The sequence below is a fragment of the Paenibacillus sp. GCM10023252 genome (genome assembly GCF_042653305.1).
Classification (GTDB): Bacteria; Bacillota; Bacilli; order Paenibacillales; family Paenibacillaceae; genus Pristimantibacillus.
Map to the genome: position 1 here is coordinate 207,258 of NZ_JBHSHW010000009.1, position 24,574 is coordinate 231,831.

Here is a 24,574-nt window from a genome sequence, read left to right on the forward strand (position 1 = left end):
ATTGAAGGAGATTGAATTCTATGATGTTAAAGACACATAACTGCGGAAGCTTGACCAAGTCCGATGTTGGGCAGACGGTAACCTTGAACGGCTGGGTGCAGCGCAGACGCGACCTTGGCGGTGTACTATTCATTGATCTTCGCGACCGCTCGGGCATTGTACAGATCGTGTTCAACCCGGACTTCTCCGGCGATGCGCTTGCGCAGGCAGACCGTGCCCGCAACGAGTTCGTCCTTGCTGTACAAGGAACCGTCGTCGAGCGTAATCCAGAGACCTTCAACGCGAACCTGGCAACAGGCGAGATCGAGATTCAAGTGAACAGCCTAGAGATTATGAACCCTTCCAAGACGCCTCCATTCCCGATCGAGGATGAGGTGGAGGTTGATGAGTCGCTTCGCTTGAAGTACCGGTATCTGGATCTTCGCCGTCCGGAGATGCAGCGTACGCTGAAGCTTCGTTCCAAGGCAGCTAAGGTGTTCCGTGATTACCTGGACGGGGCAGACTTCCTTGAAGTAGAGACTCCGATCCTGACGAAGAGCACGCCAGAGGGCGCGAGGGATTACCTGGTGCCAAGCCGTGTGCATGAAGGCGAATTCTTCGCGCTTCCGCAGTCTCCGCAGATCTTCAAGCAGCTGCTAATGGTCGGCGGCCTGGAGCGTTACTATCAGATTGCACGCTGCTTCCGCGATGAAGATCTGCGCGCAGACCGTCAGCCGGAATTCACGCAAGTCGACATTGAGACGTCCTTCCTGTCCCAGGATCAGCTGCTGGCTATGATGGAGGAGCTGACTGCGAAGCTGCTTCGCGAGACGGTTGGCTATGAGCTGCCTACTCCGTTCCAGCGCATCACGTATGCCGATGCGATGAACAAGTACGGCTCTGACAAGCCGGACCTGCGCTTCGGCCTCGAGATTGAAGACATCACAGATATTGTATCGACAAGCGATGTGAAGGTATTCGCAAGCGTTGCAGCCAGCGGCGGCGTCGTGAGAGCGCTGAACGCTAAGGGCTGCGGCGGCTGGAGCCGCAAGGAGCTTGACGATCTGCAGCCGTTCGCAGCGCGTTACGGCGGCAAGGGTCTGGCGTGGATTACAGTGAAGGAAGGCGAATGGCGCGGACCGATCGTGAAGTTCCTGAAGCCGGAGGAGATTGCGGCTCTGACAGAGCGTCTTCAAGTGGAAGAGGGCGACTTGCTCACCTTCTCCGCAGATAAGCCGAAGGTCGTTGCTGATGTGCTAGGCAATCTTCGTCTGAAGGTTGGCCGTGAGCTGGGGCTCATTAACGAGTCCGAGTTCAAGTTCGCATGGGTCGTTGACTTCCCGCTGCTCGGCTGGGATGAAGATGCGAAGCGCTATGTAGCAGAGCATCATCCGTTCACCCGTCCGAAGGAAGAGGATCTGCATCTATTCGATACGGATCCGGGACAGATTCGTGCTCAGGCGTATGACCTTGTCCTGAACGGTTATGAAGTAGGCGGCGGCTCCATGCGTATCTACAAGCGTGAAGTACAGGAGCAGATGTTCAAGGCGCTCGGCTTCTCCCTGGAAGAGGCACATGAGAAGTTCGGCTTCCTGCTCGATGCCTTCGAATATGGAACGCCTCCGCACGGCGGGATTGCATTCGGCTTCGACCGTCTCGTGATGCTGCTTACCGGCCGCACGAACCTGCGTGAGACGATCGCCTTCCCTAAGACGGCAAGCGCGACCGATCTTCTATGCGATGCTCCATCACCAGTAGAGCTCTCGCAGCTTGAGCAGCTGCATATTCGTACGGTGCTGAAGCCGAAGGCAGCCAAGCCTGCTGTGGAAGGCTCTGCCTCCGATGCAGCAGCAGAGGCTGCCAAGGCTGAGCAGACGAAGGCATAGTACGGCTTACAAGCCGCTATCTCGATTGCATCAAGCAGAATGAAGGAGAGTCATGCCCATGCTGCATCAATTTTCCCGAACGGAGCTTGCGATTGGTCCTGAAGGGCTCGACCTGATGAGAGGAAGCACCATTGCGGTGCTCGGCATCGGAGGGGTCGGGTCCATCGCGGCTGAGGCGCTCGCTCGCACAGGGGTTGGACGTATCATTCTCATCGACAAGGATGTCGTGGATATAACGAATGTGAACCGCCAGATTCATGCGCTGACGACGACTGTCGGTCAGCCGAAGGCAGATCTGATGCGCGACCGGATTAAGCTCATTAATCCGGAATGCGACGTCATCTCCCTGCGGATGTTCTATACGGAGGAGACTTATGAGCAGCTGTTCGCCTATCCGCTCGATTATGTGGTGGATGCTTCGGATACGATCTCTTATAAGATTCATCTGATCAAGCAGTGCTTGGAGAGGGGGATTCCTATCATCTCCAGCATGGGAGCCGCCAATAAGATGGACCCGACTCGATTCCAGGTGGCGGATATCTCGAAGACACATACGGATCCGATTGCACGGGTAGTGAGAACGAAGCTGCGCAAGGACGGTATTCGCAAGGGAGTAACTGTCGTATTCTCCGACGAGCTCCCGAAGAAGCCGCGTGAAGATGTTACACAGCGCATCGTACCAGACAATGCGCCCGAAATACGAAAAGCTCAGCAGCCGCCGTCCAGCAACGCCTTCGTCCCCCCAGTTGCGGGGTTGATTATGGTAAGTGTGGTCGTTCGAGAGCTGCTGGCAAAGGCAGGGATAGAAGGATGAATGGATCATTACTGAATAAGCTGCGTTACAGCTCCGAGATGAGAGCCTTGCTGCTCTCTGTACCATCCCAGGAGCTGAAGGACGAGCTGGGTATACAAGGAGCAGCGGAGGTCTATGACGAGGCTGCGGCCGGCTCGTACGACTTCGTCATCCTGTTCGCCGAGTCGATTGCTGACCTGAAGGATAAGGGGGATGAGGCCGTTCAAGCGGTGAAGCGGGACGGTCTGCTCTGGATCTGCTATCCGAAGGCGACGACGATGGTCAGAACGGATCTCACTCGTGAACGCGGGTGGAGGACCATTACCGATGAGGGCTTCGAAGCGGTTGCCCTAGTTCCAATAGGCGACAGCTGGTCAGCGATGCAATTCCGCTCCACCGCTAAGGAAGCCAAGCAGAGCAAGCCGCGTAAGCAGGAAGCCGTGAAGCCGGCTTCACAAGAGGCTTCTGCTGTGCCAGAAGACTTGGCTGCTGCGCTCGCGAAGTCTCCTCAAGCTGCGGCATTCTTCGAGAGCTTGACTGCCTCTCGCAAGCAGGCCTACCTCGTGTGGGTCACAGGAGCGAAGCATGAAGAGACTCGGAGAGGTCGGGTCGCTGAGACGATCGAGAAGCTGGCTAAGGGGAACAAGACCCCATACGAGCGGGGCTAAGAGATTGGCTTGAGTAGGGTTGATGCCCAACTATAACCAAAAGAGCTGAAGCAGGGTGCTTTCATTCCTGCTTCAGCTCTTTTTTATTAAAAGTTCATTATGTGCCCAGGCCGCGCCGTTCAGTGAGCTGCTTCAGCTCAGTGATTAAGCCGTCCAGATTCGTATAGCTGTCGACGATGTGCTTGATCTTGTCATCCTGATTCTCCATGCTGGCACATACTTCTTCAACGGAAGCCATATTCTGCTCGGTCGTTGCGGCTATGGAGACCATCTCACTGGAGATGGCTGCATAACGGTCGTAGAGGTGATCTGCCGATCCTCCGACTGCATCAGATTGCTGCTTCACGAGCTCTGTGTTGGCACTGATCTTGCCAATGATCTGCTCGACTTCCTTCGAAGCGCTATAGCTGGCGGCTACAGCAGCTTCACCGAGGTGGACTTGGCTGCTGACCGCTTCAATCTGCCTGCGAATGTTGCCAAGGATGGCCGCTATCTCATCAGCGGCTTGCCTGGAATGGTCCGCGAGCTTCCTCACCTCACCAGACACGACGGCGAAGCCGCGTCCCTGCTCCCCGGCACGTGCAGCCTCAATCGCTGCATTAAGGGCCAGGAGATTCGTCTGCTCAGATATGTCGCTGATGACCGTGACGATGTCACTTACCTGGTTATTCTGCTCGCTAAGCTGCTGCATCATATTGACGGTCTCGTTAATAATCGTCCGCACACTCTCAACCTCAGAGGCCAAGGTCAAGATCTGTCCGCTGCCGTCCAATGTTAGCGAGGCGGTGTCAGAGGAGTACTGCTGAAGCTTGGACGAGCCGTGTGCGAGCTCACGAACCGAAGCTTCAACAGTCTGAACCGATTCACTGACTGTGAGCACCATGCTCGTCTGATTCTCGATGGACCCCATCATCTCGGTGAAGGTGCTCGTCACATCACGCGAGATGTTGCCTGTAGCCTGCACATTGTCCTTCTGTTCTGTGCTGAACTCGTTCAGCACGAGAATGGAGGACTTAAGCTTATCGACAAGCTCCTCTGCTACTATCTTAGAGGCGAGGGCAGCTTGCTGCTCGCTTAGCACCTGCTGCTGCAGCTTCTGGCTGAAGGAGGCAGAGAAGGCCAGTCCCCCGGTTGCGAATATAAGGTACAGATACAGATACAGAAGAGATTCATTAGGCGAGAATAAGGCTTCATACTTCGGAGTAAGGAAGAGATATGTGCTTACTCCAAGGCCAAGCATGCCAGTGAATAGAATCGGCTTGTAGTTCGCGTACAGCGTCATGAGAGCTAGATTCACATACACAAGGAAGTAAGTGCTGAAGATCGGATTCGGATCCTGCACGAAGAGCAGCACCGTCAGCAGGGTTAGAATGCAAGGAACGATATACATAATAGCTGATACGAATATGCGCTTATAGGTCATGAAGGTGGCGGCTCCGCATAGAATGCCTCCGACGATAAGGAGAGTCAGAATGACTTCCATGCCCAGTCCGGCTCCTAGATCAGCCACAATTCCGAGCGCTAGCATGCCCCATAAGATTTTGACGAACAGTCGATTACGCTTGTCCAGCTCAGTTAGTACAGAGTTCATCATCACCAGTCAACCTCTTGATCTATAATTTGATTCTCCTAGTTGTCTATAGCGCTACCGCGTGATCTTGCGGAAGGACAAGCCAATCATACTTATCCTTGTTGTGGTACATCTCATCCATATGGAACAGCACAGGAATGACGTAATCCCCCTTGTAGAAGACCTTCTCGCCGATACGCTCCATAGGCACGTGGAAAGTAATGCGAAGAGCACGGTAGAAGACAGGCTCCAGCAGGGATATAAAGGTAGTCAGGCCAAGCTCCTCTGCCACATGTACAGCGGAGGATAAAAGAGTAGAAATGTGTTTGCCTCGATGTTCCGGCAAAAGAGCGATTTTATCAATCTCGGCAACGCGTTCAGGGTCCATAGCCACTCTAGTATGACTATGGAAGGGAGCGGCTGTATGAATCGTACTGCACAGCGAATAGGGCTTGATCTCAGATGTGCCAACATACTGGCCGTCAGTAGTAATGACGACAAATCTTGCTAATGCGTGGTCGGCGTACTCGAGCTCATACCCTTTTTCCTGCCATACCGTAGTCCAGATCGTATTGAACATACTTAATTCCCATTCATTCTCCACACGTTTAAACAAGATGATTCTCTCCCTTTGTCCTCTCTCTCTTTAATTTATTGGTTGTATATGTCTATTAGTTCCCCTCAATAATGGCACATTACCAAAGATATAGCGATATAACAATTTAAAACAGAATAATTGGTTCATTGTACCTACAAAAGAAACCGTCCCGTGTGGAGAGAGGTAAATTATTCCTAGTTACTTTATCGACATTAAGCGACATGATTTGAATACCTATGCTTATAACAAATGCGTGATTAAGCACATCGTGGCAAACTTTCAGACTAATATGATATTATGACCTTCATGGTATGACTAGCTCGAGAGGAAGAGGTTGAACAATGGACTTATTCTCCTATCAGGAACAAGAGAGACCCGGGGCACGGCTGCTGGCTGATCGAATGAGACCGCAGACCCTCGAAGAATATATCGGGCAGGAGCATATAATAGGACCTGGCAAGCTGCTCAGACGCGCAATTGAAGGAGATCAGGTGTCATCGATCCTGCTCTATGGTCCGCCTGGATGCGGCAAGACGACTCTAGCCCATATCATCTCGAAGCAGACGCAAGGGGAGTTCGTGAAGCTGAATGCGGTTGACGCATCGGTGAAGGATGTGCGAGAGGTCATTGAAGGAGCTAGAGTGAACAAGAACATGTATGGGAAGAAGACGATTCTGTTCCTGGACGAGGTTCACCGCTTCAATACGGCCCGGCAGGACGCGCTGCTTCCAGCTGTAGAGCAAGGAATCATTATCTTCATCGGGGCAACGACAGAGAACCCATTCCATCATGTGAACGGGGCGCTGCTGTCCAGATCAACCCTGTTCCAGCTGGAGCCGCTGACGAAGGTGCATGCATTAAGCGCGATGAATCGCGCGCTTAACGATCGGGAGCGAGGACTGGGATTCATGGATCTGAGAGCGGACAGCGAGGCGCTTGATCATATTGCCGCGATGGCGGGAGGGGATATTCGGAGAGCGCTGAATGCGCTGGAGCTGGCAGCGGTTACGACCCCTTCCGAGCCAGATGGATCCGTTCATCTCACCATGGAGGTTGCTCAGGAGTCCATCCGCAAGCGGAATATTCGTGCCGATGAGTCCACCCAGTATGATGTGCTGTCCGCCTTCCACAAGAGTGTGAGGGGATCTAGCGATGCGGCGCTATTCTGGTTCCTATACGCGGTGGAGAAGCTGGGAATGGACCCTATGACGTTCATTCGGAGGCTTATTGTCGCCTGCAGTGAAGATATTGGACTTGCGAATCCGCAGGCGATGGTACAAGCCGTAACCGCAATGGATGCCTATCACAAGATTGGCTGGCCCGAAGCGAAGTACAATATTGCACAAGCGATCTTATTCGCAGTCGAGAGTCCTAAGTCTAATGCGACAGCTGTAGCTATTGGCAAGGCAACATCTATCATCGAGCAGATCGGAAGCGCCGAGGTGCCGATGCACTTGAAGGATACCCACTACCGGGGAGCTGCTCAGCTTGGACATGAAGGGTACTTGTATCCCCATGATTATCCTGGTCATTACGTCGAGCAGCCCTATATGCCGAATGCCGCCCATGGAGCACAGATCTATCAAGCAACGGAACAGGGGATGGAGGAGAAGATTAAGCATAATCAGCGCCAGCGAAGGAACAAGCATCAAGGAAGATAACGGATGGTGCGGTTGCGGCCTCCGTTCTTCGCTTGATAGAGAGCCTGATCGGCATAGCTGAACAGCTCCTTCAGATCAGCAGTGTCAGACGGGAAGCTTGCCACGCCGATGGATACCGTAATGCTGGGTCCTATCGGGCTTGGTGAAGATTCAATCTTGCGGCGCATCCGCTCGGCTAGAGCGAAGGCTTCGTGCGGCCCTGCTAACGTCAGGACGACGAATTCCTCTCCACCGAATCGGCAGCATATATCGGATCGTCCAGCTTCCGCTAGAATCGTACTAGCGAGATACTGCAGCACCTCGTCGCCTGATTGATGACCGAAGGTGTCGTTAACAGCCTTGAAGTGGTCGATATCAAGGGTCAATAGGGAGAAGGGCGTACCGCTCGTCTTCCAGCTCTCTGTATATTGATTCATCGTTCGTCGGTTCAATAGACCGGTCAATGCATCTGTATTCGCCTGCAGCGAGTATTGCTCCGCCTTCTGCTGAAGGCCTTCGACGGCCATTCTCATCGATTGGGTGAGCAGATGTGCCTCATGGTTCCAGTGGGAAGCATACGGCACATGAATGGACTGGCCGGCTGAGATCTGTCGTGCCGTCTCTGCCAGGACGACGAAGGGGCTGGTCAGCTTCCGTGCTACCCACATCGTGACTAGGAGGAACACCAGAATGAGCGGCAGAGACGAGAACATCTGGCTCTTCACGAGCGTGTAGGCTGATGTAATTATCTCAGTCTGCGGAGTCTGAACGATAATTCCCCAGCCGTTCTGAATAACTTGGGTATAGCCGGCCAGGAAGATCTTGCCGTCGGAGCTCGTCACGATATCGCTGCCCTGCTTGCCCAGTATCACTTGCTTCACTATCTTATTCTGCCCATCGTTGCTGCCTAACCGGCTGCTGTCCGGATGGAACAGAATGTTCCCATGACGGTCCAGTACATACGCATAAGAGCCGGTCTCTCCTGCAACTTGCCCGCCGAAGATCTTGCTCAGCACGTTCAGCTCATGAAGGTAGATGGTTCCCCCAATGTAGCCTCTGAACAGTCCAGCCTCATCCCAGATTGGATAGGTGACGAGGACAAGCAGCTTGTTGGTCGGTGATATATAAGGATCGGATAAGGAGGGCTTCTGTGAACGGAATGCCTCCTTAGCTTGAGGTGAGGTAATCTTGGTTAGCCCGCTGCCGGACAGCTGGGGTGATCTCGTACGAATGACTTCCTGCTCATCCACATAGATGACCGAGTTGAAGTAGCCTCCGTTATGTATGAACAGGTCTAGTGCCTGCTGCCTCTCCGAATCAAGCAATTCCCCGTTAGCGAAGTAATCAGCCGTAGCCTTCAGTCCATTCTCCATCGATGAGAAGATTGCAGTCATCGTGCGAGACATATTGTTCGAGTTCTCATAGTTAAGATTCAATGTCTGCTTGGAGAGGGATCGGATCTCCGAACGGTAACCGATGTAGGTCTGTATGAGACTCGTTCCAACCGTTGACATGAACACGAGAGCGATGATGAGATAGACCAGACGGATTCGTTTTTGTAATCGAAGAAGCTTCATGAGCGGCTAATTCCTCCAGGCGTAGTGAGCTAAGATGAGTTATGTTGAGCAGTACGACTATATTCGACAATTATAGGTATTGTTTTACAACTATCTTACACTACAAGTTATCTATTCGACAATTGCATAGGCAAAAGAACCGTACAAGGCATAGACGAGGCCTCGTACGGTTCTATGAAGGCAGGGCTTAACCAATCTTATACACTCTTCGCTTCCCTTGAGGAACAATCATGGGTGTGCCGTACAGGGGATCACTGACCACCTGGCAAGGCAGGTGGAATACCGATTCAATCATGGCTGGGGTAATGACTGCATTCGGACGACCTTGGGCCTCAATCTGCCCGTCCTTCATCGCAATAATATGATCAGCATAACGGCAAGCAAGATTAATATCGTGAAGGACCATGACAATCGTCCGCAGCTCCGTCTTGTTCAGCTCGTACAGCAGATCGAGTACATCAATTCCGTGGGCAAGATCGAGATAGGTAGTCGGCTCATCCAGCAATATAATCTCAGTCTGCTGGGCTAAGGTCATGGCAATCCAAGCTCGCTGACGCTGACCGCCGGATAGTGCAGCAACGGAACGCTCAGCCAGACTCTCCATTCCTGTTGCCTGAAGAGCACTCTTCACAGCCTCTTCATCGTCGCGAGACCACTGCTGCAGCCAGCTCTGATAAGGATAGCGGCCCTGCTTGACTAGTTGGAGCACCGTTAGCCCTTCAGGGGCGGTTGGTCCTTGAGGCAGGATGGCGAGCCGCTTAGCGATACTCTTCGTAGACAATCTCGCCATATCGCTGCCGTCTAACAGAACGGATCCGCTCTGCGGCTTGATAAGTCTAGCCAAGGAGCGAAGCAGCGTAGACTTGCCGCAGCCATTGCTCCCGATGAGCACCGTAATCTCCCCCTTAGGGATCGCGAGGCTGAGGTTGTGAAGGACGGGGCTGTCTCCGTAAGAGACCGTAAGCTTGTCAGCCATCAATAGACTCATGTTCATACTCCTAACTGTATCGAGTAATTAGACATTGCGGTAGCGGTATAGCAAGTATAGGAAGAAGGGAGCGCCAATCGCGGCGGTGAATACCCCTGCTGGAATGTCTGATGGGTAGAATAAGGTACGGGCTGCCAGGTCAGCTGTCAGTAGAATTAAGGCGCCCATTAGAGCACTTACCGGCAGCAGTCCACCGAAGGAGGAACCGACCAGCTTACGCGCGATATGCGGTGCCATCAGCCCGATGAATGCGATGGTTCCTCCAATGGCTACAGCAGCGCCGGCGAGAGCCACACTGAGCAACAGCAGAACTAGTCGATGTCTCTGGACACTCGAGCCAGCGCTTCCCGCAACATCATCGCCCAGCGCCAGCACATTGACGTGTCTGGCTTGCAGCCAAGTAAGAGGAAGCAGGATGACCACCCATGGCAGCAAGTTCTTCACATCCTGGTTCCAAGAGACACCGTATATGCTTCCTGTCATGAAGGTGAGCGCCTTATTCGCCAGCAGGTAAGATCCGGAGATGACGAACATATAGGAGATCGACTTGAAGGCAGCAGACAACCCGATACCTATCAGAACGAGTCTTACCGGAGTGATTCCGTTCTTCCAAGCAAGCACGTAGAGGAGCCCGGTAACAAGGAAGGCCCCGGCAATGGCAGAGACAGGCAGCCATCCGATGGGAAGCTGGTCTGACAGGAGGAACAGGAACAACACCGTGCCAAGGGAGGCTCCTTCTGTTATGCCAGTCACATCAGGTGAAGCTAGCGGGTTGCGGATAAGTCCTTGTAGGATTGCTCCTGCTACAGCGAGTGAAGCTCCTACTAGTATGGCCGTTACAATCCGAGGAAGCCTTAAGTTCATAATAATGACTTCCTGCGTGGCATTCCCTTGCCCGAATAAGGTGCGAATGACATCAAGAGGGGAGATGGATTGGCTTCCTATTCCGGTGCTAATAATGGCTACTAGCGCACATAGGACGACTAAGAGGCCGGTAAGCCATATCGTTCTCCTCTCGATTAGGTAAGAGAAGCGGAACCGCTCGGATCGAACGGGAGTGTATCTGCTCATCGAATCAACTTCTCCTTCCTGGCGATATAGACGAAGAACGGGACGCCAATGATCGCTGTCATGACACCTACAGGCACTTCCTCCGGCATTGCAATGTATCGAGAGCCAATATCAGCCGTAACGAGCAGTATGCCGCCCCACACCGCGCTATAGGGGATAACCCATCTGTAATCACCGCTAATGGCATAACGGACTAGATGCGGAATAATAATGCCTACGAAGGCAATAGGTCCGGCAACAGCAACCGATGCGCCCGCGAGCAGAATAACAGCAGCCGACGACAGCCACTTCACAGCAGCGGTCTTCTGCCCCAAGCTCTGTGCAACGTCATCTCCCATGAGGAGAACGTTCAGATGGCGGCTGAGCAGTAGCGAGAGGAGCAGTCCTATCGCCATATAAGGGACAACTGCGGTTAGCATCGGCAGATCTCTACCTGCAACGGAACCTACGAGCCATACGAGCACTTGGTCGAACATCTTGCCATCGGTCAGCATGAAGCCTTGAGTCAAGGAATGGAAGAAGGCTGCGATAGAAGCACCTGCCAGCGTAATCTTAACAGGTGTCATGCCGTCACGTCCTACGCTGCCTAGGAGGAATACAATGAATCCGCTTATGGCTGCACCTAGCAGAGCAGCTAAGGTCAACGATTGCATACCGGTTACACCCAGCCATCCGGATGCAATGACGATGAAGAATGAAGCGCCTGAATTGACGCCGAATAAGCTGGGCGAAGCAATCGGATTGCGTGTAATGACCTGCATGATTGCCCCTGCGACAGCGAGGCAAGCTCCTGCGGCTGCAGCGATGAGCGCCCGCGGGACACGAGCCGTACGTATAACGAGATGGTCGCCTGACCCATTATATTGAGTGAAGGATTGCCAGACAGCCGCAGGAGCTATATCTGTTACGCCGAACAGAACACTGCACAGCATAGCCGTGAATAATACAAGGATAGATAGGATAAGTCCGAACAATCGCATGCTGGAGAGGCCTCTTTCATTGTTAGTATCAGTCTAATAAGCAATGCTCCCTAGAGTAGGGATGCCCTATAGCATTTTAGTCCATGCAAGAGGGAGGTGTCAATGAACATGATAATCGTTCTCATATTTTTTGTTGACATCGAGAGGTCTGTCTTTTATAGTGTTTGAAGAGTGTTTTGAAGTGAGAATAATTTTCAATTGAGGGGACGGATTAAGCAATGGCAGCAAGTGGCAACAGAAGTAAAATGATGGGCTTCATCCTATGCATACTGGCCGTTATGCTCGTTGTAACGGCATGCGGAGGGAATAAAGACACAGCTAACAACAACACAGCAGACAGCGGAAGCAATGGCGAGGCTGGTGCGGTACAAGAAAATACAAGTGAAGTGCGTACAATTAAGCATGCTATGGGCGAAACAGACATTAAGGGTACTCCGAAAAAGATTGTCGTCCTGACGAACGAAGGCACAGAAGCGCTGCTAGCACTTGGTATTAAGCCAGCAGGTGCGGTCAAGTCTTGGACAGGAAATCCATGGTATAAGCATATTGAGGCCGACATGGCAGGTGTAACGGAGCTCGGTGAAGAAGGTCAGCCGAATCTGGAGCTGATTGCTGGTCTTCAGCCGGACCTCATCATCGCGAATAAGATGAGACACGAGAAGATCGTTGAGCAGTTGAAGGGGATTGCCCCAACTGTCGTATCCGAGACGCTTCGCGGCGAATGGAAGAACAACTTCAAGCTGTATGCTGATGCAGTGAACCAGACGGCCAAGGGTGAAGAGCTGATCGCCAAGTTCGACGGGCGCGTTGAAGAGTTCAAGGGCAAGGCAGGCGATAAGCTGAAGGAGACGGTGTCGGTTGTTCGCTTCATGGCTGGCAAGACGAGAGTGTATCATACGAACTCGTTCTCGGGCATTATTTTCAGCCAGATTGGTATTACGCGCAATGAGATGACCTTGAATGCGAAGGACCAGTTCATCGATGAGATTACGAAGGAACGCCTGCCGGAGGTAGAGGCGGACAGACTGTTCTACTTCACCTATGAAGATGGTGACGGCAAGGGAACCGAGACGGAGCAGGAATGGATCAAGGATCCGCTGTGGAAGGGTCTTGGCGCCGTGAAGGCTGGCAAGGTGTATCAGGTCGATGATGCGATCTGGAACACATCCGGCGGCATTCTAGCCGCTAACCTTGTACTAGATGAATTGCATACGATCTACGAAGTGAAGTAGTATTCCATGCCTGCATAATAGAGACGGCTGCCCTAGAAGGTCATATGACCTTCAAGGCAGCCGTTCGTTGTTCATGGAGGAATTAGATGATAGCGAACATGAAGGCATAGTAACTGCAGATAGCGAGCAAGCAAGCCATTAGGGCTGACATCCACAGTCTGCCGTCCTTAGCCATCCGTGCGAACCCAGCTGCCAGTACGACAGCGGCAGCCGCAAGCAGAATACTGTCCACTGATAGGGAGAGCGTTAGCTGCAAGTCCGGTGAGTAGCTGCCCTTATACAATCCAGTGAATAAGGGGGAGGGAGAGCTGCTCTGCAGCGTCTCCTTCACGTCATGCGGCGGTGTCTGCTGTCCTAGTATGCCCGACACGATGAACAGCAGCAGTGCGGTGACGCTCTCTGCACGAAGCCATGGCTGCGGGCGGAAGGAGACGTTCTGCGCCATCCTTCTCTTGTAGCCGAAGCCGTTCGTATAGGCGAACAGCAAGAGGGGAAGCAGCAGCAGATGCTTAATCAACAGCAATTGGCCGTAAGGCAGCATCATCGCATTCAAGTACTGCGGGGTAGTGAAGCTCATTAATGTCAGGCCGGCTAGAATGGCAATCAGCAAGCATACGATAGCTATTGGCGAGAAGAGGCGGACGAATGCAAGCCAGTTGTCATCACTTGTCGAGAACCAGCTGGCCACGAGCATGACGCCGACCCACACCGTGACGGCCAGGAAGTGTGCGGAATGCGCCAGTATTCCCTTCCAAGAGTAGAGGGAGGCGGCGTGGCTTGCATACCCAAGCCACACAATTAGCAGCAGCAGGATGAACAGCGCCACCTTGGGCATATGCTTATCCTCGCGGAATGACTTGAGGCCGAGCAATACGGCAAGGGAGGAGGATGCGATGAGCGTCCACAGCCAGGCCTTGCCTGCATCAATATCTCGCAGCATATCCTGAAGCATGGATAGATAAGGCACATCGAAGTCCTTCGCGAACAGGAGTGCAGATTGATGCAGAGGCACGAAGGATAGAATGGGGATCGCAACGGCACAAGCAATGAGCAGGCCGTTAGGGACATGATACGCGATTCGGCTCGCTTCAGGAACGAGCCGAAGCACGAAGTTCCCCATTAGTAAGGCGAAGCATACATACAACAGAGCCTCGCTTACATAGATCATCCGTTCTTCCTCCTGCCGCGCAGAATGAATAACACGACTACCGCTGCTGCGATTAGGCCGCCAATGACGAGGAGAGCTGTCTTATTCGAAGTAGACGATTCAGCAGGCTCTGAATCCGGCTGCTGATTATCCTGCTCAGGGGCAATCGTCGGAGATGGCTGGATGCTGCCCTGAGGTTCTGCGCTTGGACTTGGGCTTGGGCTCGGGCTAGCCGGTGCGGCTGGGGCATTGACCGTGAAGGTATACTCACCATCTACCGTATGTCCGTCCGCTCCGATAATCGCGTACTTAACCGTATACTTGCCATTGTCCAGAGTATCGGCGACCTCAGCGCTTAACGTTGCATCCTTCACCGCCGATGGCTGCAGCTTCGCTTCCTCTCCGTTAGAGCGCAGCAGCTTCAAGGTGCTGATCTTCTCTATATCGGTATTGAAGGTTAGAGCGATGGAAGCGGGTGATTCAGTTAACACAGCGTCCTTGCCAGGAACAGCCTCTTCAACGACGGAATGAGCCAGAGATAGTCCAGGCATGATCCACAAGGCAATCATTAGGGTGAGAACGACTTTTCTCATAAGGTATGGGTAACCCCTCTCTATGAATAAGTAATGTGTACCATTATAGCAAGCCGAATGCGGGCTGGGCTTAAGGGAAGCTGAGTAAATCTTAACGTCTTTATGAACATTTATCAAAGGTAAACAACAGGATGACTATAGAATCGTAAGTAAATGCAAGGAATTCATGCATAAGGCGCACCCTACGGCGAATAAACATCAGTAGAACCTCAGGATCGTCTTCAGGAGCAGTTCGGCCGTTTGACGCCGGGGCTTGGTATCGTCTAATGTTAACGTATTGAAGTCTAACTATTAATTTTATTGAATAGAAGGAGGTGCACCTGTCGTTGTACAGCATGGAGCTTTTTGCGTACGATAGACAGGGAATCGTTGGACCCTTTACCCATTATGGTGAATCTGGTACTCATTTTTTTGTTGGTGTTCATGAACGGCTTCTTTGTCGCAGCGGAGTTCGCGATGGTGAAGGTCAGAGCAAGCCGAATTGATCTGCTTGCGTCAGGCGGCCATGCCAGAGCGAAGGTTGCCTCACATCTGACGAATAATCTGGATGCGTATCTATCCGCCTGCCAGCTAGGTATTACACTTGCTTCCCTTGGTCTCGGCTGGATTGGAGAGCCGGCGATCGCAAGTGTGATCGAACCGTGGTTCCTGCAGCTTGGTGTAGAGAACAAAGTGTTCATTCACTCTGCTTCCTTCATCATCGCCTTCACATTCATTACTGTGCTTCATATTGTGCTGGGTGAACTAGCTCCGAAGACGATTGCTATCCGCAAGTCGGAGACGATTACGCTGCTAACCGCAAGGCCGCTTGTCTACTTCTACAGAATCATGTATCCCTTCATCTGGGTGCTTAACGGCACAGCCAACTGGCTCCTTAAGCGATTCGGAGTCGAGCCTGCGTCGGAGAAGGATGCCGCGCACACCGAAGAGGAAATTCGCGTCTTAATGAAGGAAAGCCATAAGAGCGGACTCATTGACAATACAGAATTAACACTCGTTGACAACATATTCGAGTTCGCGGAGACGAACGCTCGTGAGATTATGATCCCGCGAACCGAGATGATCTGCTTGAACACGACACTCTCTCTGGAGGAGAACAAGCAGATAGCGCTTGACGAGATGAGAACGAGATATCCTGTCTGCGAGAATGACAAGGACAATATCATCGGCTTCGTTCATATTAAGGATCTGCTGAAGGATACGACGCACAGCTTGAAGGATATTCGTCAGATTACTAGGCCGGTTACGACCGTGCCGGAATCCATGCAGATTAGCATGCTCCTTAAGCTGATGCAGAAGAAAAAAACACAAATCGCCATACTCATTGACGAGTACGGCGGAACGTCCGGCCTCGTCACTCTCGAAGATATTATGGAAGAGATCGTTGGAGAGATTCAGGATGAGTTCGATGAGGAGCGCGCGGATATCGAGAAGCGGGACGATGACTCTCACTCCATTAGCGGCTTGGTGCTCATCGAAGAAGTGAACAGCTACTTCGGCCTCGATATTGAGAGTGATGATTATGATACGATTGGCGGCTGGATCTACTCGAAGATAGAGATACCTCCCAAGCATAATCAGAAGGTCGATTACAACGGAGAATACGAGTTCACGGTGGAGGAGACAGATCACCTTCGTATATCCAGACTGATTGTTCGTAAGCTCGACATGACTCATGGACATGTCGTATCAGATCCGGAACACGAACCACTCATTGATCCTCTAACCCAGAAGCTTGGATAACGGATCAGCACTGCATACTGGCACCGCAACAATTTAAGGCTATCGACTTCCCGCGCATTATGCTCGGGAAGTCGATAGCCTTTTTTTACTGTAATAACGGCGCATTAACTCTGTGCTTGTGCGGAAGCGAATAGAGCTGCATCTACCCCATGGACGACATCAATCGTACCGCCGCCGAGACAGATCTCTCCGTCATAGAACACGACCGCTTGACCCGGCGTGACCGCCTTCTGCTCCTTGTCGAATACGACATCGGCGCTGCCATCGTCATGGAGGGTTACCGTAACTCCCTGATCTGGCTGGCGATAGCGGAACTTAGCGGTGCACCGCAGAGGGCCCGCTGGCTTATCCGGAGAGATCCAGTTCACTCCTTCTGCCGTAAGTCCAGTCGAATAGAGGCTGGGATGCTGCTCGCCTTGTACGACATACAGAATATTCGAGCTTAAGTCCTTCTCAGCGACGAACCAAGGCTCACCGGTGCCCGAGCCTCCTATACCAAGTCCCTGGCGCTGACCGAGCGTATAATACATGAGTCCGTCGTGGCGGCCCTTCTTATCCCCTGTACGGATGTCAATCATGTCACCAGACTTGGCAGGGAGATAGTTGCTGAGGAAGGACTTGAAGTCGCGTTCCCCGATGAAGCATACTCCGGTAGAATCCTTCTTCTTCGCTGTCGCAAGCCCAGCCTCCTCGGCGATGCGGCGAACCTCAGGCTTAGGGAGATGGCCGATCGGGAACATCGCCTTCTCCAGCTGGCGCTGACTTAAGGCGCTCAGGAAGTAAGTCTGGTCCTTGTTGCGGTCAACACCGCGCATGAGCTTCGTCTCCCCAGTGTTCGTCCGCTCCACCTGGGCATAGTGACCAGTGGCGAGATAGTCAGCGCCAAGCTCCAGCGCCTTGTTCAAGAAGTCTCCGAACTTAATCTCCCGGTTGCACATGACGTCGGGGTTCGGGGTGCGTCCCCTCTTGTACTCCTCTAGGAAGTAGGAGAATACTTTGTTATAATATTGCTCTTCGAAATTAACTGTATAGTAAGGGATGCCGATCTGATCACATACTCTTCGAACATCTTCTGCATCTTCTTCCGCCGTACAATGTCCGAATTCATCCGTGTCATCCCAGTTTTTCATGAAGATGCCTACTACGTCGTAGCCTTCCTGCTTAAGCAGCCATGCGGTTACGGAGGAATCCACGCCGCCAGACATGCCAACAACTACGCGAGTCTCTGACTTTAATTTGCTCATGCTCGTTCACACCGCCTTCTAGTTGAGAATAAATCTTTATTATTGTATCATAGACGTCAATTTTTTTCACAACAGAGCCCTTCTAACCCTTGAATGAAGCGAATTTGTTACACACTGATCCGATGGGATATGTTAACATAGAACTATTATGGGAATACCATGATATAATAGACCATTCATGTGTACACGATACGTTATTCCATCCTACATACCACTCGATTAAGGAAGAGGTGCCCTATGAAAATATCAACCAAAGGCCGTTACGGGCTAACGATTATGATGGAGCTTGCAGCGAAGTTCGGAGAAGGTCCGATCTCGCTGAAAAGTATAGCTGAACGCAACAGCTTGTCCGAGCATTACCTGGAGCAGCTCGTTGCTCCGCTTCGGAATGCCGGTCTGGTGAAAAGTATTCGCGGCGCGTACGGCGGATATATTCTGTCTAAGGATCCTGAGCAGATTACTTCGGGAGATGTCATCCGAATTCTTGAGGGTCCAATCTCTCCAGTGGACTTCACCGAGGAAGATGATCCGGCTAAGCGCAACCTGTGGCTGAGAATAAGAGACGGCATTGCCGAAGTGCTTGATTCAACGACCTTATACGATCTAGTTAACTATCAGGATGAAGAGCATAAGGACAGCTACATGTTCTACATCTAAGGAGTGTGTCCCGATATGTATTATCTTGACCATGCCGCAACGACCCCAATGCATCCGGAGGTTGCGGCTGTCATGCTGGAAGTGATGCAGGGGCCAGGCGGCAATCCTTCGAGCATGCACGCGTTCGGCAGAGCGGCGAAGCAGCTGCTGAGCCGTTCCCGCGATGGAATGGCGGCCGCCCTGCATTGCCGGCCTAATGAGCTCGTGTTCACCAGCGGCGGAACCGAGAGTGACAACCTGGCTATTATCGGAGCGGCAAGAGCGCTCCGGCACGAAGGCAAGAACCATATCATAACTTCGGCAGCTGAACACCATGCCGTATTGCATACTTGCGAATGGCTCTCTAAGCAGGGCTATGAAGTGACTGTCCTTCCTGTAGACGCCACTGGCCGAGTAAGTCCCGAAGATGTACGGAATGCCATCACGTCAAGAACAGGCTTGATGACGATTATGCACGGCAACAACGAAGTTGGCACGATGCAGCCCATTCAAGAGCTAGGTGAGATTGCTCGTGCTCACGGTATTACTTTCCACGTGGATGCTGTTCAATCTCTTGGCTCCTTCCCCTATGACCTTCATGATCTCCCTGTGGACCTCGTAAGCTTCTCTGCGCACAAGATCAATGGTCCCGCAGGTGTAGGTCTCCTATATATCAAGCAAGGAACGCCAATAGAACCGCTCGCACTCGGCGGCTCGCAAGAGCGGAAGCGGCGTGCAGGTACGGAGAACGTTGCCGGTATAGCTGGCTTCGCCAGAGCACTTGATCTCTGTGTGAGCAATCGATCGAGCAGGCGGCAGGAGCTGGACGTGCTTCGAGAGGTCTGGATAGAGCAATTGACTGCTAGACTTGACAAGGATGCTATAATGGTTAACGGTCATGGGGAAGAGCGGCTGCCGCATATCGCTAACCTCAGCTTCTTAGGAGTGGATACCGAGACGATGCTCATGAATCTGGATCTCTCAGGTATCGCAGCATCGAGCGGATCAGCTTGCACATCAGGGTCGCTGGAGCGCTCTCACGTGCTCCGTGCGATGAAGCTTCCGGATGAGCATCTGAATACGGCGATTAGATTCAGCTTCGGATTGGGGAATACTAGGGAACAGCTGGATGAGGCTGCGCAGATTGTTGCAACGATTGTGCAGCGTATTCGTAATAATTCCTAGGAGGCTTCCTCTGCGCTGTGATTAGACTTCAACATATAATCGGATTGCCCGTTGTCGTAATTCACTCAGGCAAGTGTGTGGGCAAGATCAAGGACGCTTGGTTCGATGAGCATTGGCAGTTAAGAGGGCTAATTCTTGAAGCTAGAGGCTGGTTCGTAAGGAAGGTCACCGTTGTACACTGGAAGGATGTGCTGACCTGTGGTGAAGACGCCATCCTCATATCCGGCGAGGATGCCGCAGTGAAGATAGAAGCGCATCGGATTACCCGATCTTTCGTTACAGGACTGCTTAAGCTGAAGGATTTGCCTGTACTGACTGTTCAAGGCTCACAGCTGGGATTTTTATCCGATGTTTATTTCCACCCATATCAGGGTACACAGATAATAGGCTATGAACTTACGGACGGATTTGTCTCGGACCTGATGGAAGGGCGCAAGTGGTTAAGGGCGCCTGCCGAAGCAAGCGCCGTACTGCTCGGGGAAGACGCGATTATTGTTCCTGCTGTCAGCGAAGCGGAATTGGAGCCCGTCGCAGCTTCCAATTCGAATGAATAGGGAGAATGAATGTATATGAGATGTCCCAACTGCAATTCCAAGGATATAGGCAAGATTGGTTCCCATCAGTTCTACTGCTGGGGCTGCTTCATAGAACTTACAGTCAACGGAGAGAAGATGTCTGTCTATCAGGTTGAAGAAGACGGCACCCTAAGCTCGCTCGATGACTTGTTCTTCGAAGAAGAGATGCCCCAGATTCATGCCAACTAATCCATAGCGGAATGAAGCGAAGACGTGGAGACGTATGCCGTGCATACGACTTGCGTCTTTTTTTTTTTGCCTACAAGCTGCACGCCCTGGGGATGATTGTTCCTGCTTGTACATATACTGTATAAGTCCTCTGGCGCTCTAATGGTGCTCTAGTTCGAAGAGGGAAGGGAGGTGGCAGCAGGTGGAACGCTTCACAAGCAGCCGGCTGTTCGTCGGGCTTATCTACTTCATCCTAGCTCTTGTGTCCTTATATATGCTAATTCTAATCAAGCCCATCATTATCCATATATACGGCTTCCTGAAGGCTGTCCTCGCTCCGTTCCTCATTGCGATGATTATCTCATATGTGCTCAATCCGATTGTCACGCTGCTGCATGACCGGAAGGTGCCTCGTACGATTGCGGTGCTGCTCATCTATATGGTGTTCTGCGCAGCTCTTGCGGTAGTCCTCGTGAATGTCATTCCGATGTTCATCAATCAAGTGCAGGAGCTTAATCAACATGTGCCGGAGCTGACTATGAGGGCCCAGAGCTTGGTGACCGATCTCAATAATACATCCATGCTGCCTGAGAGCATCCGTTCCGGCATTAACAATTCCCTGTATCAGCTGGAGAAGCGGGTATCTGCGTCCTTATTCTCCTTCGTGAACAATATGGGGTCGATGCTGAACGCGGTGTTCGTTGCCTTCATCATCCCGTTCCTAGCCTTCTATATATTGAAGGACTTCGACGTGTTCGAGAGAACCGTCATTACTTATGTCCCTAAGTCGCATCGCAAAAGCACGGTGAGGCTGTTCAAGGATATCGATCATGCACTGGGCAGCTACATCCGAGGACAGTTCCTGGTGTGTATCATTGTAGGCATGCTAGCCTATATCGGCTATCTGCTGATCGGGATGCCTTATGCGCTCTTGCTCGCTGCTATAGTCGCCGTTACGAATATTATCCCTTATGTCGGTCCGTTCTTCGGAGCAGCGCCGGCACTCATCGTTGCTTCGACCATCTCGCTGAAGCTGGCTGTTCTCGTCATCGCAGTCAATATGGCTTGTCAGATCCTTGAGGGCAATGTGGTCTCCCCTCAGGTGGTCGGGAGGACGCTGCATATGCATCCCTTGTCCATCATCTTCGCCTTGCTGGTTGGAAGCGAGGTTGCAGGCATTGTAGGGATGATACTGGCTGTTCCCATCTTCGCAGCGCTTAAGGTAATCGTACAGCATATCTTCGCTTATTATGTGAGAAGGAAGACCATTTGACAGAGGACGGGGCTGCTTATATACTGAGAATTAATAAGTAACATCGTTGATGAGATGGAGTAGGCTGCAGCCCCCTTGCTAGAGAGAGAACTTCTTCGCATAGATCTATGCGTCGGCTGAGAGAGTTCTTAAGGTGAAGAGTATGCCGAAGGCTAATCTCGGAGTGTGAATGACCTTCACCGGCTCTGGACCCGTTAACGTCCTCTTAAGGCGATTTCCTTTTTTTATGCTGGTTTACAGCGCAGGAGATAACCAGGGTGGTACCGCGATTTCATTCGTCCCTGTCTCAGACAGGGGCGATTTTTGTTTTTTTTTCCTAACCTGTAGAATCGATATTGGAGGGTGTTAATTAATGATGAAGGCCAGTGATATTCGTTCCAAGTGGCTCGCGTTCTTCGAGAGCAAGGGGCATAAGGTGGAGCCAAGCGCTTCACTCGTTCCCCATAATGACCCTTCTCTGCTGTGGATTAATGCCGGGATGGCGCCGCTGAAGTCCTACTTCGACGGGCGCGTGAAGCCGGACAATCCTAGAATTACGAACTCGCAGAAGTGTATTCGTACGAATGACATAGAGAACGTGGGCAAGACGCGCCGCCATCATACGATGTTCGAGATGCTCGGCAACTTCTCCATCGGAGATTACTTCAAGGAAGAGACGATTACATGGGCATGGGAGTTCCTGACGGGACCGCAGTGGCTCGCCTTCGATCCGGAGCGGTTATCCGTGACGGTCTACCCGGAGGATGAAGAAGCTTATACCTACTGGAGAGACAAGATCGGCATTCCTGAGGCGCGAATCTACAAGCTGGATGAGAACTTCTGGGATATCGGCGAGGGGCCTTGCGGGCCTTGTACGGAGATCTTCTACGACCGCGGTGAGAAGTATGGCGACTTGTCCGATCCGGAGTGCTGGCCTGGCGGGGAGAATGAACGATTCCTGGAAGTATGGAACCTGGTGTTCTCTCAGTTCAATCACAACAAGGACGGCAGCTATACACCGCTTCCGAACAAGAACATTGATACGGGTGCAGGCCTAGAGCGCCTGACTTCCATTATTCAAGATGTAGATTCGAACTTCGACACCGATCTGTTCCGTCCGATCATTGACCGCACTTGCGGCATTGCGGGGGTTACTTACAAGCACAATGAAGAGCAGGATATCGCTCTCAAGGTGATTGCTGACCATATTCGTACGGTTGCATTCGCTGTAGGCGATGGTGTTATGCCTTCCAATGAAGGACGCGGCTACATCATTCGAAGATTGCTTCGACGTGCCGTCCGTTATGGGAAGACTCTTGGCATCGAGCGTCCGTTCCTATTCGAATTAACCGGTGTTGTCGGTGAAGTAATGGGCGTGTACTACCCAGAGGTAGTAGATAAGCGGGAGTTCATCGAGCGTGTCATCCGTACGGAAGAGGAGCGCTTCCACGAGACGCTCTCTGACGGCCTGGCTATTCTGTCTGATCTGGTGACTGGAGCCCGGGCAGCTGGTGTTGCAATCATCGGGGGAGAGGATGCCTTCCGTCTCTATGACACCTATGGCTTCCCGTTCGACTTAACCGAGGACTATGCGCTTGAGCATAACATGACGGTGGATCGTGCAGGCTTCGACTCCGCGATGGAAGCGCAGCGGGTGAGAGCTCGTGCGGCGAGACAGGATACTGGCGGGATGAATGTACAAGGCGGACCACTGGCGGACTTCACGATTAAAAGCCAGTTCGTTGGTTATAATGAGTTGGTAGCTGAGGCCCAAATTACGGGCATTGTTGTAAATAATGAGCTGGCTGATACAGCGGGTGAAGGTGCGAAGGCGCTCCTCATGCTGGATCGCACGCCATTCTATGCAGAGAGCGGCGGCCAAGTCGGCGATCGAGGCCTAATCCAAGGAAGAGGCTTCACTCTACGCGTCGAGGATGTCACGAAGGCCCCGCAAGGCCAGAGTGTACATCACGTCTTGGTGCTTGAAGGAACGGTTCGCACTGGCGAGCAGGTAGAAGCAACCGTGAACCGCTCCAAGCGTGAGGATACGATCAAGAATCATACGGCAACTCACTTGCTTCACCAAGCATTAAAAGAAGTGCTGGGCGACCATGTCAATCAAGCGGGCTCGCTCGTTGAACCGGACCGCCTCCGCTTCGACTTCTCTCACTTCGGAAGCATTACAGCTGAAGAGCTCGTGCAGATTGAACGCAAAGTTAATGAACAGATCTGGCAGGGTACAGACGTATCCATCTCGGATCAGTCTCTAGCTGATGCGAAGGCGATGGGAGCGATGGCTCTATTCGGAGAGAAGTACGGGGACGTCGTACGCGTCGTTCAAGTCGGTGACTACAGCCTGGAGCTATGCGGTGGCTGCCACGTTCGCAATACGTCGCAGATTGGTCTGTTCAAGCTGCTCGGCGAGAGCGGAATCGGCTCAGGCGTGCGCCGGATTGAAGCCGTAACCGGACGCCATGCTTATGCATATATGGAAGGCCAGCTGGATCTGTTGAAGCAAGCCTCAGCGCTGCTGAAGTCGAATACGAATGATGTTCCGAAGCGGATCGAGGCTCTGTTCGGACAAGTGAGAGAGCTTGGTCGCGATAATGAATCGCTGCAAGCGAAGCTTGGCCGCATCGAGGCAGGCTCCCTGGAGACTCAGGCTAAGATTATCGGTGAAGTGACGGTGCTCGCAGCTGAGGTTAACGCTCCATCTATGGATGCTCTTCGTGCGATTGTCGATGAGCTGAAGGGCAAGCTGCCGTCCTCTGTTATCGTGCTTGGTGCTGTGCAAGAGGACAAGGTGAATCTTGTTGCTGCAGTGTCAGCCGATCTAGTGAAGAAGGGCTTCCATGCAGGCAAGCTGATTAAGGAAGCGGCGGCTCGCTGCGGCGGCGGAGGCGGCGGCAGACCTGATATGGCTCAGGCAGGCGGCAAGGATGCTTCACAATTAGGCGAGGCTTTGAAACTTGCAGAAGAACTGGTCCTCACACAAGCAAATGTGATATGATAGACATGTATTTTTAATTCCAATTGCTGTTAGGAAAGC

General features: G+C 52.2%; 21 protein-coding genes. 12 read left to right on the forward strand and 9 right to left on the reverse strand.

Annotation, left to right across the window (positions count from 1 at the left end):
- Nucleotides 1-20 precede the first annotated feature (20 nt).
- Genes aspS through ACFO9Q_RS06925 form a run of 3 tightly spaced genes read left to right on the forward strand, consistent with a single transcriptional unit; the run spans nucleotide 21 to nucleotide 3,326 of the window.
- A complete protein-coding gene (aspS, locus tag ACFO9Q_RS06915) occupies nucleotides 21-1,865 on the forward strand; it encodes an aspartate--tRNA ligase (protein ID WP_379180081.1) in 1,845 nt (614 codons plus the stop codon).
- Nucleotides 1,866-1,923: 58 nt separating this feature from the next.
- Complete coding sequence (locus ACFO9Q_RS06920) at nucleotides 1,924-2,679, forward strand: tRNA threonylcarbamoyladenosine dehydratase (RefSeq protein ID WP_379180083.1); 756 nt, start codon at nucleotides 1,924-1,926, stop codon at nucleotides 2,677-2,679.
- Nucleotides 2,676-3,326 carry a YdeI/OmpD-associated family protein gene (locus ACFO9Q_RS06925; RefSeq protein ID WP_379180085.1) on the forward strand — a complete coding sequence of 217 codons (651 nt, stop codon included), beginning with the start codon at nucleotides 2,676-2,678 and terminating at the stop codon, nucleotides 3,324-3,326. Before ACFO9Q_RS06920 ends, ACFO9Q_RS06925 begins: the two co-directional genes overlap by 4 nt.
- A 97-nt stretch (nucleotides 3,327-3,423) precedes the next feature.
- Here the strand turns inward: ACFO9Q_RS06925 and ACFO9Q_RS06930 are convergent, their stop codons facing one another.
- Both ACFO9Q_RS06930 and ACFO9Q_RS06935 read right to left on the reverse strand, forming a co-directional pair.
- Nucleotides 3,424-4,920, reverse strand: coding sequence for a methyl-accepting chemotaxis protein (locus ACFO9Q_RS06930; RefSeq protein ID WP_379180087.1), 1,497 nt, complete (start codon nucleotides 4,918-4,920; stop codon nucleotides 3,424-3,426).
- Between the two features lie 43 nt (nucleotides 4,921-4,963).
- A complete protein-coding gene (locus ACFO9Q_RS06935; protein WP_379180089.1) occupies nucleotides 4,964-5,512 on the reverse strand; it encodes a GNAT family N-acetyltransferase in 549 nt (182 codons plus the stop codon).
- A gap of 323 nt (nucleotides 5,513-5,835) precedes the next feature.
- On the opposite strand from ACFO9Q_RS06935, the gene ACFO9Q_RS06940 reads away from it, so the two are divergent.
- Nucleotides 5,836-7,155 carry a replication-associated recombination protein A gene (locus ACFO9Q_RS06940; RefSeq protein ID WP_379180091.1) on the forward strand — a complete coding sequence of 440 codons (1,320 nt, stop codon included), beginning with the start codon at nucleotides 5,836-5,838 and terminating at the stop codon, nucleotides 7,153-7,155.
- Here the strand turns inward: ACFO9Q_RS06940 and ACFO9Q_RS06945 are convergent.
- From ACFO9Q_RS06945 to ACFO9Q_RS06960, 4 genes are all read right to left on the reverse strand, one after another.
- Complete coding sequence (locus tag ACFO9Q_RS06945; RefSeq protein ID WP_379180093.1) at nucleotides 7,143-8,711, reverse strand: sensor domain-containing diguanylate cyclase; 1,569 nt, start codon at nucleotides 8,709-8,711, stop codon at nucleotides 7,143-7,145. The two genes, ACFO9Q_RS06940 and ACFO9Q_RS06945, sit on opposite strands and share 13 nt — an antisense overlap.
- Nucleotides 8,712-8,898: 187 nt before the next feature.
- Nucleotides 8,899-9,699 (reverse strand): ABC transporter ATP-binding protein, encoded by an 801-nt coding sequence (locus ACFO9Q_RS06950; protein ID WP_379180096.1) that lies wholly within the window; start codon nucleotides 9,697-9,699, stop codon nucleotides 8,899-8,901.
- A 27-nt stretch (nucleotides 9,700-9,726) separates the two neighbouring features.
- Nucleotides 9,727-10,770: a FecCD family ABC transporter permease gene (locus ACFO9Q_RS06955; RefSeq protein ID WP_379180099.1), complete on the reverse strand. Its 1,044-nt coding sequence runs from the start codon at nucleotides 10,768-10,770 to the stop codon at nucleotides 9,727-9,729.
- The gene (locus tag ACFO9Q_RS06960; protein ID WP_379180101.1) at nucleotides 10,767-11,750 is read right to left on the reverse strand and encodes a FecCD family ABC transporter permease; all 984 of its coding nucleotides are present in this window, start codon (nucleotides 11,748-11,750) and stop codon (nucleotides 10,767-10,769) included. Before ACFO9Q_RS06960 ends, ACFO9Q_RS06955 begins: the two co-directional genes overlap by 4 nt.
- 218 nt (nucleotides 11,751-11,968) lie before the next feature.
- Between ACFO9Q_RS06960 and ACFO9Q_RS06965 the strand changes: the two genes are divergently transcribed.
- The gene (locus tag ACFO9Q_RS06965; RefSeq protein ID WP_379180103.1) at nucleotides 11,969-12,982 is read left to right on the forward strand and encodes an ABC transporter substrate-binding protein; all 1,014 of its coding nucleotides are present in this window, start codon (nucleotides 11,969-11,971) and stop codon (nucleotides 12,980-12,982) included.
- Nucleotides 12,983-13,064: 82 nt separating this feature from the next.
- Here the strand turns inward: ACFO9Q_RS06965 and ACFO9Q_RS06970 are convergent, their stop codons facing one another.
- Together ACFO9Q_RS06970 and ACFO9Q_RS06975 are read right to left on the reverse strand one after the other, a co-directional pair.
- A complete protein-coding gene (locus ACFO9Q_RS06970) occupies nucleotides 13,065-14,150 on the reverse strand; it encodes a copper resistance D family protein (protein WP_379180105.1) in 1,086 nt (361 codons plus the stop codon).
- Nucleotides 14,147-14,722, reverse strand: coding sequence for a copper resistance CopC family protein (locus ACFO9Q_RS06975; protein ID WP_379180107.1), 576 nt, complete (start codon nucleotides 14,720-14,722; stop codon nucleotides 14,147-14,149). Before ACFO9Q_RS06975 ends, ACFO9Q_RS06970 begins: the two co-directional genes overlap by 4 nt.
- 387 nt (nucleotides 14,723-15,109) lie before the next feature.
- On the opposite strand from ACFO9Q_RS06975, the gene ACFO9Q_RS06980 reads away from it, so the two are divergent.
- Nucleotides 15,110-16,465 (forward strand): hemolysin family protein, encoded by a 1,356-nt coding sequence (locus ACFO9Q_RS06980; protein WP_379180109.1) that lies wholly within the window; start codon nucleotides 15,110-15,112, stop codon nucleotides 16,463-16,465.
- A gap of 104 nt (nucleotides 16,466-16,569) precedes the next feature.
- Here the strand turns inward: ACFO9Q_RS06980 and mnmA are convergent, their stop codons facing one another.
- Complete coding sequence (mnmA, locus tag ACFO9Q_RS06985) at nucleotides 16,570-17,709, reverse strand: tRNA 2-thiouridine(34) synthase MnmA (RefSeq protein ID WP_379180111.1); 1,140 nt, start codon at nucleotides 17,707-17,709, stop codon at nucleotides 16,570-16,572.
- Between the two features lie 237 nt (nucleotides 17,710-17,946).
- On the opposite strand from mnmA, the gene cymR reads away from it, so the two are divergent.
- From cymR to alaS, 6 genes are all read left to right on the forward strand, one after another.
- Nucleotides 17,947-18,366 carry a cysteine metabolism transcriptional regulator CymR gene (cymR, locus tag ACFO9Q_RS06990; RefSeq protein WP_379180113.1) on the forward strand — a complete coding sequence of 140 codons (420 nt, stop codon included), beginning with the start codon at nucleotides 17,947-17,949 and terminating at the stop codon, nucleotides 18,364-18,366.
- A 15-nt stretch (nucleotides 18,367-18,381) separates the two neighbouring features.
- Nucleotides 18,382-19,530 (forward strand): cysteine desulfurase family protein, encoded by a 1,149-nt coding sequence (locus tag ACFO9Q_RS06995; RefSeq protein ID WP_379180115.1) that lies wholly within the window; start codon nucleotides 18,382-18,384, stop codon nucleotides 19,528-19,530.
- Between the two features lie 17 nt (nucleotides 19,531-19,547).
- Entirely contained in the window at nucleotides 19,548-20,084 is a 537-nt protein-coding gene (locus tag ACFO9Q_RS07000) for a PRC-barrel domain-containing protein (RefSeq protein ID WP_379180117.1), read from the forward strand.
- Nucleotides 20,085-20,099: 15 nt separating this feature from the next.
- Nucleotides 20,100-20,294 carry a hypothetical protein gene (locus ACFO9Q_RS07005; protein ID WP_379180119.1) on the forward strand — a complete coding sequence of 65 codons (195 nt, stop codon included), beginning with the start codon at nucleotides 20,100-20,102 and terminating at the stop codon, nucleotides 20,292-20,294.
- Between the two features lie 181 nt (nucleotides 20,295-20,475).
- Nucleotides 20,476-21,546 (forward strand): AI-2E family transporter, encoded by a 1,071-nt coding sequence (locus ACFO9Q_RS07010; protein ID WP_379180121.1) that lies wholly within the window; start codon nucleotides 20,476-20,478, stop codon nucleotides 21,544-21,546.
- Between the two features lie 355 nt (nucleotides 21,547-21,901).
- Nucleotides 21,902-24,535: an alanine--tRNA ligase gene (gene alaS / locus ACFO9Q_RS07015; protein ID WP_379180615.1), complete on the forward strand. Its 2,634-nt coding sequence runs from the start codon at nucleotides 21,902-21,904 to the stop codon at nucleotides 24,533-24,535.
- Nucleotides 24,536-24,574: the final 39 nt, after the last annotated feature.

Bases quoted from the DNA above. Each gene is read 5' to 3' on its own strand.
- ACFO9Q_RS06940 (WP_379180091.1), top strand. From the start codon at position 5,836: ATGGACTTATTCTCCTATCAGGAACAAGAGAGACCCGGGGCACGGCTG.
- ACFO9Q_RS06970 (WP_379180105.1), bottom strand. From the start codon at position 14,150: ATGATCTATGTAAGCGAGGCTCTGTTGTATGTATGCTTCGCCTTACTA.
- ACFO9Q_RS06955 (WP_379180099.1), bottom strand. From the start codon at position 10,770: ATGAGCAGATACACTCCCGTTCGATCCGAGCGGTTCCGCTTCTCTTAC.
- aspS (WP_379180081.1), top strand. From the start codon at position 21: ATGATGTTAAAGACACATAACTGCGGAAGCTTGACCAAGTCCGATGTT.
- ACFO9Q_RS06960 (WP_379180101.1), bottom strand. From the start codon at position 11,750: ATGCGATTGTTCGGACTTATCCTATCTATCCTTGTATTATTCACGGCT.
- ACFO9Q_RS06975 (WP_379180107.1), bottom strand. From the start codon at position 14,722: ATGAGAAAAGTCGTTCTCACCCTAATGATTGCCTTGTGGATCATGCCT.
- ACFO9Q_RS06930 (WP_379180087.1), bottom strand. From the start codon at position 4,920: ATGATGAACTCTGTACTAACTGAGCTGGACAAGCGTAATCGACTGTTC.
- ACFO9Q_RS06980 (WP_379180109.1), top strand. From the start codon at position 15,110: ATGGTGAATCTGGTACTCATTTTTTTGTTGGTGTTCATGAACGGCTTC.
- ACFO9Q_RS06945 (WP_379180093.1), bottom strand. From the start codon at position 8,711: ATGAAGCTTCTTCGATTACAAAAACGAATCCGTCTGGTCTATCTCATC.
- mnmA (WP_379180111.1), bottom strand. From the start codon at position 17,709: ATGAGCAAATTAAAGTCAGAGACTCGCGTAGTTGTTGGCATGTCTGGC.
- ACFO9Q_RS06950 (WP_379180096.1), bottom strand. From the start codon at position 9,699: ATGAGTCTATTGATGGCTGACAAGCTTACGGTCTCTTACGGAGACAGC.
- ACFO9Q_RS06925 (WP_379180085.1), top strand. From the start codon at position 2,676: ATGAATGGATCATTACTGAATAAGCTGCGTTACAGCTCCGAGATGAGA.
- ACFO9Q_RS06920 (WP_379180083.1), top strand. From the start codon at position 1,924: ATGCTGCATCAATTTTCCCGAACGGAGCTTGCGATTGGTCCTGAAGGG.
- alaS (WP_379180615.1), top strand. From the start codon at position 21,902: ATGAAGGCCAGTGATATTCGTTCCAAGTGGCTCGCGTTCTTCGAGAGC.
- ACFO9Q_RS07005 (WP_379180119.1), top strand. From the start codon at position 20,100: ATGAGATGTCCCAACTGCAATTCCAAGGATATAGGCAAGATTGGTTCC.
- ACFO9Q_RS06995 (WP_379180115.1), top strand. From the start codon at position 18,382: ATGTATTATCTTGACCATGCCGCAACGACCCCAATGCATCCGGAGGTT.
- cymR (WP_379180113.1), top strand. From the start codon at position 17,947: ATGAAAATATCAACCAAAGGCCGTTACGGGCTAACGATTATGATGGAG.
- ACFO9Q_RS06965 (WP_379180103.1), top strand. From the start codon at position 11,969: ATGGCAGCAAGTGGCAACAGAAGTAAAATGATGGGCTTCATCCTATGC.